5 protein-coding genes and 4 pseudogenes are annotated in these 5,456 nt (G+C 67.5%); 3 read left to right on the top strand and 6 right to left on the bottom strand.

Going from position 1 to position 5,456, the window contains the following annotated elements:
• Nucleotides 1–196: 196 nt before the first annotated feature.
• The 6 genes and pseudogenes from ACFY7H_RS33890 to ACFY7H_RS33915 form a co-directional block, all read right to left on the bottom strand.
• Complete coding sequence (locus ACFY7H_RS33890; RefSeq protein ID WP_388946539.1) at nucleotides 197–592, bottom strand: hypothetical protein; 396 nt, start codon at nucleotides 590–592, stop codon at nucleotides 197–199.
• Nucleotides 593–651: 59 nt separating this feature from the next.
• A pseudogene (locus ACFY7H_RS33895) lies at nucleotides 652–798 on the bottom strand (IS5/IS1182 family transposase); the annotation flags it as partial.
• 499 nt (nucleotides 799–1,297) lie between these two features.
• The gene (locus tag ACFY7H_RS33900) at nucleotides 1,298–1,966 is read right to left on the bottom strand and encodes a transposase (RefSeq protein WP_388946542.1); all 669 of its coding nucleotides are present in this window, start codon (nucleotides 1,964–1,966) and stop codon (nucleotides 1,298–1,300) included.
• Nucleotides 1,967–2,002: 36 nt separating this feature from the next.
• Complete coding sequence (locus ACFY7H_RS33905; RefSeq protein ID WP_388946545.1) at nucleotides 2,003–2,407, bottom strand: hypothetical protein; 405 nt, start codon at nucleotides 2,405–2,407, stop codon at nucleotides 2,003–2,005.
• 40 nt (nucleotides 2,408–2,447) lie between these two features.
• Nucleotides 2,448–2,866, bottom strand: a pseudogene (locus ACFY7H_RS33910) (IS630 family transposase).
• 1 nt (nucleotide 2,867) lies between these two features.
• Nucleotides 2,868–3,079 (bottom strand): annotated as a pseudogene (locus ACFY7H_RS33915) (winged helix-turn-helix domain-containing protein); the annotation flags it as partial.
• 30 nt (nucleotides 3,080–3,109) lie between these two features.
• Between ACFY7H_RS33915 and ACFY7H_RS33920 the strand changes: the two are divergent.
• From ACFY7H_RS33920 to ACFY7H_RS33930, 3 genes and pseudogenes are all read left to right on the top strand, one after another.
• Nucleotides 3,110–3,397 (top strand): annotated as a pseudogene (locus tag ACFY7H_RS33920) (IS5/IS1182 family transposase); the annotation flags it as partial.
• Between the two features lie 312 nt (nucleotides 3,398–3,709).
• Nucleotides 3,710–4,435, top strand: a complete 726-nt coding sequence (locus ACFY7H_RS33925; protein ID WP_388946548.1) for a hypothetical protein — start codon at nucleotides 3,710–3,712, stop codon at nucleotides 4,433–4,435.
• A complete protein-coding gene (locus tag ACFY7H_RS33930) occupies nucleotides 4,419–5,027 on the top strand; it encodes a Fic family protein (RefSeq protein ID WP_388946550.1) in 609 nt (202 codons plus the stop codon). Before ACFY7H_RS33925 ends, ACFY7H_RS33930 begins: the two co-directional genes overlap by 17 nt.
• Nucleotides 5,028–5,456 lie beyond the last annotated feature (429 nt).

A 5,456-nucleotide genomic window follows, 5' to 3' on the forward strand; every position in this document is an offset into this window, starting at 1 on the left:
TACTGCAGGGGGGACCCTGTGGGAGAGTAGGACGCCGCCGAACAATCATTGTGGGAAAGCCCCGCACCTTCTGGTGCGGGGCTTTTCTGCGTTCACGGCCTTTTGCCGACCGGCAACCGGGGACGCCTGGGCGAAGCCGGTCACCACCCTGGCCGGGGTGGCCCATTATGGCTCCGCCCGGCGTGAAGCGCCCCGCTCAGAGATCTCTGGCACCCGGATAGTGGCGGCGGAGTTCGCTGAGTACGCCCTCGTCGACGGCCCTGACGTCCCACAAGGAGCTGTCGAACTCGGTCAGGACGATCACCAGTTTGTCCTCGGCGAACCCACGTGCTTCGGCGTCGATCAGCTGGAGGAACGGGGTCGTCAGCGACAACAGCGTCAACGTGTCCATGCCGGCGTCGGCGGACCGTCTCTCCATCTCGACGCAGCGAGGATCGACGATCTCGTCGAATTCGACGCGCCACGTCAGGTCCAGGCCGAAGCTGCCGAGACGAACCAGCATCTCAGCCAGCGTCACGTAGTGCTTTCCGTGCCAGGCAGGAAACGTGATCCCCTTCATCCCCGCCCCTGCTTCGGCCGTACCGTCCGACATGCGACCCCCTTCGGTCAGAGAACTAAAGCGTGTTACGGAACGTCGCGTGGGCCGGTCTGTCATCCGGTGAGGGCGAGGTTGTGCGCGAGGGCGACGGCCTGGACCGCGTGGTGGAGTTTATTGCCGCGCTGGCGGCAGTCGGGAAGGATCTTGTAGTGCTTCATGCGTCAGCAGGCGTGCTCGACGCGGGGCCGGACCCTGCGATGTGGACCGGCGGCAGTCCCGTAAGTGGGTTCGACGATTGGTGGGCTTCAGAGGAAAGCCAGCGGGACGTCCTTCTCGATGCAGAACCACAGGACGCGCGTCAGCTGGCGGGCGTCCTCAATGTGCTGCTGGAGGAGCTGGTCGCCTTCCTCCCGTGCCCACTGGTCGGTGATCGCCTCCAGTCGGGCCGGAATCGACGCGCACTAGGCGGGCGAGAGGTCGTCACCGCCGGCAGCCGGATGATCGGGGAGTGGCTCCAGAGGGGCGGACACCTCGCTCCACGGGAGCTCGCCGCGGAAGCCCCGCATCTCCGACAGGACGAACCCCTCGGCCTGGGCCAGGCGCCGCCGGAATGCGGCAAAGCCGCGTAGGACCAGGACGCACCCGGATGCTGTTGTCTCCGTCGCCCGGGAAGAACCAGCCCCACGTGCCCTCCTGCTTGCCGAGCACACAGGACACCCTTGTGCCGACCCCGCGACCACACCATTGCCGCGCAGTCGATTACCGAGGTTGTAGGCGTGGTGTCGTGAGTGTGAGGCCGGTCGTGGCGAGGCAGCCGTCGATGATGTCGCTTCGGTACTGGATCTGGCAGATGAGGTCGTCGGTGCCGTCGAAGGCAATGTTGGCCTGGCTGGTCCGAGGGAGAAGCGACCAAATGACCTCGACCAGGTTGAGACCAGGTGCGTAGGGCGCCAGCTGGTAGACCATGAACCAGTCGTGGGCGTCGATGAACTCGCGCATGCGGCGGCCTTTATGAACGTTCAAGTTGTCCCAGATATGGACAATTGGCCCGCCGAGATGCTGGTAGGTGGCGATGAGGAGGTCGCGGTACTCGGTCCAGGCGAAGCCTTTGCGGCCGCCGCTCTTGTGATCGGCATAGGGATCTGCGCGTCGCCCGGCGCACTTCGGGGAGCCGGAACAGACTCCGCTCGAGGACGTCCTGCCTGCGGATCGGCAGCGGCAGCGGCAGAGGACATGGCACCGGCACCCACTCCGACGCCCAAGCCGAGCACGGTACGGCGGGTGCAGCACGTCATCCCCTCCGCGTCCAATAGCGTCAGCGGCCGGTCCCAGGACACCACACAACGCATCCGACGCGGCGCTGCTGTCCCCGGCAGTCACGACGGACGGCCCCGGGCGGAACGCATCCCGCCGGGGGCCATTCGCCATGGTCGAACGCCGTCGAGATCCGCGACGGGGAAGGACTCAGCCGTCGGCGCAGCTGAGGCAGTCCCATCCACTCCAGTTCGCGCCGGGCTCGGTGCGGAGCCGACCCCAGGTCTGGGTGTTGGAGCCCTTGGCGTAGATCCAGATGGCGTGGGGACCAAGGTCGGTCTGCTCCCTGATGCTGACCTTGCTCCAGACGGTTCCCTCGAGGGAGTACCAGCCGGACCATTGCCCATTGGTGGTCCAGCGGGTCCACACCGCGTAGTCGGTGCCGACCAGGAACTGTTCCCGCTGGTTCCCCGGAAGCGCGTGGTTGGTGACGCCGTACTCGCAGATGTACTGGGCGCCCCCGGTACTGCACGGGGCGGCCTGGGCCGGCGCGGCGGCGACGGTGAGTCCGGCCACGGCGGCGAACGCGAGGATGGCGGCCTTGATCTTCTTCACGGCTGTTGACGCTCCTTGATGACATGCCAGAAGCTGTCGGTCAGTCAACTCCCGTACTGGTGATCACCCTAGACAAGCGACCCGCATCTCCCCGTACCGGGCTGCGGCATTGGATCTGCCGGAGGCCGTGTCGGAGCCTGCTGATGAGGTGCTCGGGATCGGTGAAGGCCCGCATGCGGCGGTCTTTGTGGACGTTCAAGTTGTCCCAGATGAGGACGATGAGGCCGCCGCGCTGCTGGTGGGCGGCGATGAGGAGGTCGCGGTACTCGGTCCAGGGGAAGCTCTTGCGACCGCCGCTCTTGTGGTCGGTGTGTCGTTTGGCCGGTAGATCAGGCGGGAGCGTTCGCCGGGTTTGTAGCAGCACAGGGCTGCGATGGAGCAGCGACGCTGGGAGCGTCCCCGGACCCGGATGACCGGCGTGCTGTCGCGTTTGCTCCAGGTGCGTGTGGTCGGCGGCACTCGAAGACGACCCAGGATCCGAGCGCCGCCGCGATGGTTCCACGTGTGGCCACACGTCCCTCACCCAGCCGACCACCGCCACCTCGTCCGCTCGAGGGCACGACGGGCCGGCACCTGATGACTCCAACCATGCCGCCGCAGCAGTTGGGAGATGCCCGATAGCGTCATGGACTTGTGAAGCCGTCGGCCGATCAGGGTCTCGATCCTCGCCAGCCCCTACGCCAAGACGACTTCAAGGTCAGTAACTACAGGTACTCCACCAACCACCAGGTCGTCATCGACGTATAAACCCTCTGGTCGTCGTGGTCGGGCGGCTTCGCCGGGAACCGCCATGACTGCAGGGCGTGGGAGGAGTCCGGTGCCAAGACAGCGGTCGGCAAGACCCTCACGAACGTCGACGGCGGCTATCCGGGCACCGGCCTCGCCATCCCGCACCGTCGGGAGCGCGGCCAGGCCGAACTTCCGGAGTGGAAGGCGGTGTGCCCAGACGTGGCCCGGGCCGACCACGCACGAAGCCACACAGCGTCGCGGCCGACAGGGTCCAGGCCCAGAGCGGTCTTGAGATCGCGGGAGCCGTGCTCGACGCGGCGGCAGGCTTTCGCAAGGCGGCTGAGGCCAACCGGCCCTCGGAAGGACGAAGTGCGAGCTCATCGCCGCTCCTGAGCCCTTGCGCCAGGTCATGGTCGGCTGCCCCTCGGCCCGATGCCCGCACGAGGTGGGGGCCGAAAACCAGTCGCCGCTCCAGGGGCTCCGAGCCGAGACTGATGGGCCGATCACATCGGACAGGAAGAGAGGCCGGCGCTGACGTACAACCGTGACACCCTGCCCTTCCCCGACAACCGCGTGCCCCCCGTTACCTACGGGGGCATCCGGAACTGGGATGAGATCGACCCTGCCCGCCACCCGTTCGCCTGGGACGAGGACGAGGAGGCCCGGCTCCGCTCGTTGGTCCGCGAGTGGGTGCCACCCGTGCTCTCCGGCCTGGCCGGCTGGTGGCAGGGCGAGCGCTGGTGCGAGAGTCAGGTGGACGCGGTCATCCGGGAGCGGTACGGCACCTGGGCCTGGGGGTGGAGCTGGTGCTACCGCTCCGGCGGGCCCATCGGCAACTGGATCAGCGGGCCGAGCTCGGTGACGACCCCCGACGAGACCGCGGCACGCGTCGTAGCCGCCCTGCTGGAGTGGCGGCAGTGGCTGGAGGGGACGGCCCAGCGTTTCCTCGAACTGGCACCGGCGCCGGACGCCGCACCCGAGGACCGCAGTTGGCACCTGGAACGGGCCTGCGTCCGGCTCGTGACCCACACGCTGGACTCGGGCGCGGAGGGCGGCTGGTACCGCCAGGCGTCGATCGTCCTGGGCTGGTTCCTCACCAGCACCGGCATGGACCGAGTCGAAGCCGAGCGAGCGGTGGAGCGCGCGATCGGCGGCCGGTTCAAGAGCTGGGTCGACCCGGGACAGAAGTTGATCGAATCCGTTGCCGAGGATCTGGCCACTGGACTCACCGGCCACGCCGCGTACCCGGACCACGGGGAGAGGGCGGCTCTGGAGGAATTCCATGACCGCCGCCACTGACAGCCTCGCGGTCTGGCTGCGCGTGCGCCGTGAGGCCGACTGGCAACGCGCTCCGGCCCTGCAGCGCCTCCAGCCAGGCCGCGATGGCTTCCGGTCCTGGTGCGAGGGGCCCGCACGCCGGCGCGATCCGATGCGCGCCGAGCGTCTGCTCGCCGCATACGCGCTGGCCCGAGAGGACGCCGTACGCCGCGCCCCGCTGGACTTCGCCCTGCTGGCCGGTTGGCAGCGGGCGGTCCTCGCGGCACCGAGGGCAGCGTTCCGCGTGAGCGACGCCTACGCGAAGGCCGGCCGCGAGCGCTACGGTCTGACGGCTCGCACGCGGGCCGACTTCGATTCCTGCCTGCACGAGACGACCGACCCTGACGTCCCGCTGGCGGGCCGGGCGGCCCGTGCCTACCTCGACGTGGCGTTCTTCCACCCCTTCAGCGATGGCAATGCCCGCGCCGCGCTGTTGACCTTGGTCCATGTTCTGGCGCGGGAGGAGATCGTCCTTCCCGAGGTCGGCCCCCTTCAGACCGCCCGCTACGCGGATGACCCGGTCGGTGCCGCGGACCTCGCCACCCTCATCGCCGTACTGCACCGCCGACGCTGAAGCGGCGTGCTGGTCGTCCTGCTGGGCCGGCTGCACGGGGGTCCGGCGTCGTTTTGACACCCCAGGGGGCGGGTTGTAGAGTTAAACGGTTGCCTCGAACTGGACAAGTTCGGCAGCCGACACTCCACAGAGGGACTCGTTCCGGGTGGAGTGCATTCGACTCTCCATTCGGAAACGCTGAAGCCGGGAAAACCGGTGGAAAACTTCTGATAGAGTCGGAACCGCCGGAAAGGGAAAGCGCGAAAGCGCGGAACCTCGAAAGCGCCGAGGAAATCGGACACGAAAGAGTCTGATAGAGTCGGAAACGCAAGAACGAAGAACAGAACGAAAGCCTGGAGGAAAGCCCGAGAGGGTGAGTACAAAGGAAGCGTCCGTTCCTTGAGAACTCAACAGCGTGCCAAAAATCAACGCCAGAAGTTGATACCCCGT

The sequence above is a fragment of the Streptomyces sp. NPDC012794 genome, from assembly GCF_042901085.1.
GTDB lineage: Bacteria > Actinomycetota > Actinomycetes > Streptomycetales > Streptomycetaceae > Streptomyces.

Coding starts and splice junctions, on each gene's coding strand:
- ACFY7H_RS33890 (WP_388946539.1), bottom strand. CDS start 592: ATGTCGGACGGTACGGCCGAAGCAGGGGCGGGGATGAAGGGGATCACG.
- ACFY7H_RS33900 (WP_388946542.1), bottom strand. CDS start 1,966: ATGGCGAATGGCCCCCGGCGGGATGCGTTCCGCCCGGGGCCGTCCGTC.
- ACFY7H_RS33930 (WP_388946550.1), top strand. CDS start 4,419: ATGACCGCCGCCACTGACAGCCTCGCGGTCTGGCTGCGCGTGCGCCGT.